The 4,487-nt window shown below is 44.4% G+C and carries 6 protein-coding genes; 5 read left to right on the top strand and 1 reads right to left on the bottom strand.

The window, feature by feature from the left end:
• Positions 1-191: hypothetical protein (locus KDK17_RS19380; RefSeq protein WP_368736435.1), on the bottom strand; the 191-nt coding region annotated here is incomplete at its 3' end.
• A 172-nt stretch (positions 192-363) separates the two neighbouring features.
• Between KDK17_RS19380 and KDK17_RS16170 the strand changes: the two genes are divergently transcribed.
• The 5 genes from KDK17_RS16170 (at position 364) to KDK17_RS16190 (ending at position 4,456) form a co-directional block, all read left to right on the top strand.
• Positions 364-558 (top strand): hypothetical protein, encoded by a 195-nt coding sequence (locus KDK17_RS16170; protein ID WP_257288528.1) that lies wholly within the window; start codon positions 364-366, stop codon positions 556-558.
• Entirely contained in the window at positions 551-865 is a 315-nt protein-coding gene (locus KDK17_RS16175; protein ID WP_257288529.1) for a nucleotidyltransferase family protein, read from the top strand. The genes KDK17_RS16170 and KDK17_RS16175 overlap by 8 nt, the downstream gene beginning before the upstream one ends.
• A 112-nt stretch (positions 866-977) precedes the next feature.
• Positions 978-1,610: an adenylyl-sulfate kinase gene (gene cysC / locus KDK17_RS16180; protein WP_257282162.1), complete on the top strand. Its 633-nt coding sequence runs from the start codon at positions 978-980 to the stop codon at positions 1,608-1,610.
• 367 nt (positions 1,611-1,977) lie between these two features.
• Positions 1,978-3,963 carry a capsular polysaccharide biosynthesis protein gene (locus KDK17_RS16185; RefSeq protein ID WP_257282163.1) on the top strand — a complete coding sequence of 662 codons (1,986 nt, stop codon included), beginning with the start codon at positions 1,978-1,980 and terminating at the stop codon, positions 3,961-3,963.
• Positions 3,964-4,153: 190 nt separating this feature from the next.
• Complete coding sequence (locus KDK17_RS16190) at positions 4,154-4,456, top strand: nucleotidyltransferase family protein (RefSeq protein WP_257282164.1); 303 nt, start codon at positions 4,154-4,156, stop codon at positions 4,454-4,456.
• The last annotated feature ends 31 nt before the right edge of the window (positions 4,457-4,487 follow it).

Below are 4,487 nucleotides of genomic sequence, written 5' to 3' on the forward strand. Positions count from 1 at the left end.
ACGCTATCTGGCTGAAGTCCTTGCTGGGCAGGCACTTTCATGATTTTGCCGTGATTTGAACGTGTTTCACATTGTCTGGAAACACAAACTCCTTGGGAATCCGTACAGCCTGTGTTTTGTTGTTTTTGAAAATGGTCGTCTTCATCTTTGATCCTCTTTGTATATACCTGGGTATATACTTGATTAAACATTCAGACCTTGTCCAAAGAACCATGGAGAGAAATCAATTCGTTCCGAGGCTAAACAAACATTGCCATTAAGACACATGACTATAGACACTACTTTTTTTCCCGTTGCATCAAGACACTGGAGACTGCTCATAACCGTCTACTCGCCTGTGAAGAAGGCAGTATAGATTACGATATGTACCGGTCAGCCTGTGTTAAAGAGTTTGAAATCATCCTCGAACAGGCTGACAAACTCCTTCGCAAGTGTCTGAAGGTTTATGGCAAGAAATTCGCTGAATACACTCTTAAGTTGCTACCAGGTTTTATCGCTGATGCCATTATTTTGGAGACAGCGATAGGAAAGCATTTAAATAGAGTTAGAAATGATTGATTTACGAGAAAAGGATCGTGAGTCTGTCTGTGATCTGGCATCACAAATATTCACCCGTGGCACCAGGCTATGGGCTTATGGGAGTCGTGTAAAAGGTACTAATCATGATGCCAGTGATCTGGACATTGTCGTTCACTTCCCCGATGGGCAAGACGAGCATGATAGTTTCGATCAGTTAACGGCATTTAATGAAGCCTTACGTGACTCCAACATACCCATAATTGTGCAGGCACTGTCCTGGTCTGCTATATCAGAGTCTTTTAAAACCAATATTAAATCCTGCTATCAAGTGCTTTGTCTGGTTTGAAGACAGGGAAAGATTATGACAGCCCCTGCTATTTTGCAGCTCGGCAGTGTTGATGGCTGAGCAGTTGAGTAAGGCCAATCCGAAGCATTAGCACAATGAGCTTAACTGGAATATGGAAAATATTGCCTGGCATACTCACAGGGTTTCTAAAGAAGCACGTTCGAACCTGAAATCGCAAAAGCCCTGCCTGATCTGGTTTACCGGCCTGAGTGGCTCAGGTAAGTCTACCGTTGCTAATGCAGTTGACGCTCTTCTGCATGAACAGGGTTATCATACCTATGTATTGGACGGTGATAATGTTCGGCATCGTTTGAACAAGGATCTGGGCTTTAGCGATAGTGACCGGGTTGAAAACATTCGCCGTATAGGTGAGGTCTCAAGCCTGTTAGTTGATGCCGGCCTTATTGTTCTGAGTGCGTTTATTTCTCCATTCACATCTGACAGAAGAATGGTCAGAAATATGCTGCCTGAAGGCGAGTTCATCGAAGTGTTTATCAACACTCCATTGGATGTCTGTGAGCAGCGTGATCCCAAGGGTCTTTATCAAAAGGCCAGAGCAGGTGAAATCGTAAACTTTACGGGCATTGATTCCCGTTATGACGTGCCTGAGAACCCGGAGATTGTCATTAATACAGCAGAAATGCGCCTTAAGGAATGCACTCAAGTGGTTCTTGATTATCTGGTTGAGAAGAAACTGCCACGGAACTCAGAACTGGATGAAAAAACGGTTGGAAATGAGCTGTAAGGCTTAAAGGTTGTTCAGTGTTGAACCGTTTTAGCCTTGTCATATTAATGTGGATTATTCGACCGTCAAGCATTCTTGCGCACAATGCAAAAATTCACCTGTTGTACGTTTTTTCTGTTATGGTAGTTGCCGGATTAATGCAACAGGTGCATTTTAAATCAGCACAATGCCCAAGGCATCTGATCGTAATAGTAGATAATTCACTGTAATTCAGTATCTATTCAAAATACCGATAAAGCCTTTTATCCACCTTTTAACCTTTTTCTATCAAATAGCTGTGACTCCATTGCCGTCTTCTTTAAAACCAAAACCCGCTTTCATTACTTTTTCTCGCGGGATAAGTCAAGCAGGAGAGTTGACTACTCTCTTGCAGTGCGATCGCATAGAGAAGAAAAAGTCTTACACGAAAATACAACCTTCTCATGTTGTTGTGGGGTGGGGCAAAAAAGCCAACACAGAAAAAGCTGTAAAACTTGCAGAAAAGCATCAGGTACCCTACTGGCACCTTGAAGACGGCTTTATCAGCTATCTGGGCCACCCTGCCCTGGGTGACAAACGCTTTGCTCTGATCGTTGATAAACAGGGCATTTATTACGACGCTAACTGCCCTTCTGATATTGAAGCGCTTCTCAATCGTCCCGACTGGTTCAACGCAGAATTACGAGAGCGGTCTTCAAACCTTCTGGCTCAGATTACTGACAACAAAATCACTAAATATAATCATGAGCCTATAGACGGCTGGAAGCCTGAAGCTGAAGGGCTGAAACGTGTTCTTGTGGTTGATCAGACTTACGGAGACTGTTCCGTCAAGTTTGGAGTAGCGGATGACTCCAGCTTTGAGAAAATGCTGGATGCGGCGCTTGCGGAGAATCCGGATTCTGAAATCTGGATAAAAGTTCATCCTGATGTTGTTCTGGGTACCAAAAAGGGTTATCTCGGCAGCCATCTTCCTGATAATCCCAGAATACATATTCTTGCGGACAAGGTTAATGCTCAGTCTCTTTTCCCCTACTTTGAAAAAGTCTACGTCGTTACCTCTCAATTAGGATTCGAAGCACTCTGGCACAAGAAAAATGTCGTTTGTTTTGGTGTCCCTTTTTACAGTGGCTGGGGGTTAACCGATGACCGGGTTCCCTGCCCTCGTCGGAAACAAACGCATACTATTGAAAGCCTCTTTGCTGCAGCCTGCCTGAAGTACACTCGTTATATTGATCCGGAAACTTTTGAACGGTGTGAGCTGGAAAATATTCTTGAGCTTATCGTCCTGCAGAGAACTTCACGGAGCCAGCCCGTCAACACACTCTATGCGGTGGGCTTCAGCTTATGGAAAAGAGCCTTTTTAAAGCATTTTACTGAAGCGATTTCAGAAAAGGTTTTGTTTGTAAAATCGGTTCAGCAAGCTGAAGCGAAGACGAAACCTGATGATGGCATTTTAGTTTGGGGAGCCAAACATCATGATTATAAACCGCCATCGAATATTAAGCTTTTCAGAGCTGAAGACGCCTTCATTCGTTCAGTAGGTCTGGGGGCTGACCTGCGCAGACCCAGCTCTTTGATTCTGGATCAGACGGGCATCTATTTTGATGCTTCACGACCCTCTGATCTCGAAACTGCAATCAACACCATTGAGCTCAATGATCAGCAACTCCTGCGGGCAAAAGCTTTACGTAAGACCCTGAAAGAACAACGAATCAGCAAATATAATCTGCAAGGCTCGCAGCAATGCCTGTTTGAGTCAGTCAGAATGGATCAGCGAAAGATACTGATTACAGGTCAGGTGGACAGCGATGCTTCTATCCAATGGGGCAGCCCTGAAATCTCATCCAATCTTGAGTTGATTAAGGCGGTCAGAACCCACGCGCCTGATGCTTTTATTGTTTACAAGCCCCATCCGGATGTTCTTTTAGCAGGGAGGGAGGGTCATATTCCCGAGAGTCTGGCCCTGGACTGGGTCGATCATGTTGTACTGGATGGTGATATTTTTGATTGTATTGAGCAATGTGATGAACTGCACGTCATGACCTCTCTGGCAGGTTTTGAAGCCCTGACACTTGGAAAAACAGTCCATTGCTGGGGCCAGCCTTTTTATGCAGGATGGGGAGTAACCGTTGATCACTTGATCTGCAAAAGACGCCATCGCAAAAGAACTTTAGACGAACTGATCTATTTTGCTCACTGTCATTACCCCATGTATATCAACTGGCAAACCCAGAGGTATACGACACCAGAGAGGGTTATTGCTTCGATCGAACGAGAACGTTGTTCAACAGCTGAAAATCGTCACTTTATGATCCAATGGTTAAGCAGAAAACGACGAAAGCTGGGCTATTTGATAGAAGCTTTGTTTAGTTAGATATTTCTTATGGTCTCAGTGGGAAACGAGGGGTCGGAAGCATCAGCTAACAAATTGGTACTCATGATTTCCTCCTGAAGGGGAACGTCACAGCCAGAAAACTCAACTTAACCACCTGTCCAGTGTATGGGATCCACTATACCTTGAGGAGTGTTATGCTAATGACACAACCATCTCTCAAAGAGAAGATATGCACGCCAGTTTAGATGCTTCTTATATTGAAGAGTCACTTAGAGCAGCATTTGGAGAAACTCTGCAGGGTATCGTTTTGTATGGCAGTCAGGCGACTGGGCATGCCACAGCCGGAAGCGATATAGACTTAGCGGTCTTAATCTCTGGGCAAACCTCTCAACAGCTTTTGTGGGATAAAGCACAGGAGCTTGCTTGCCACTTTAGTAAAGATGTTGATTTAATTGACTTGAAAGACGCGACTACAGTGCTCCAGAAAGAAGTCTTTCAAAATGGCGTTTGGCTAGCAGCCTGTCGGACTTAAGGCTGTCCTACTGCGGTTGCAATAAATTGGT

The sequence above is a fragment of the Endozoicomonas sp. SESOKO2 genome (genome assembly GCF_024606245.1).
Taxonomy (GTDB): domain Bacteria; phylum Pseudomonadota; class Gammaproteobacteria; order Pseudomonadales; family Endozoicomonadaceae; genus Endozoicomonas_A.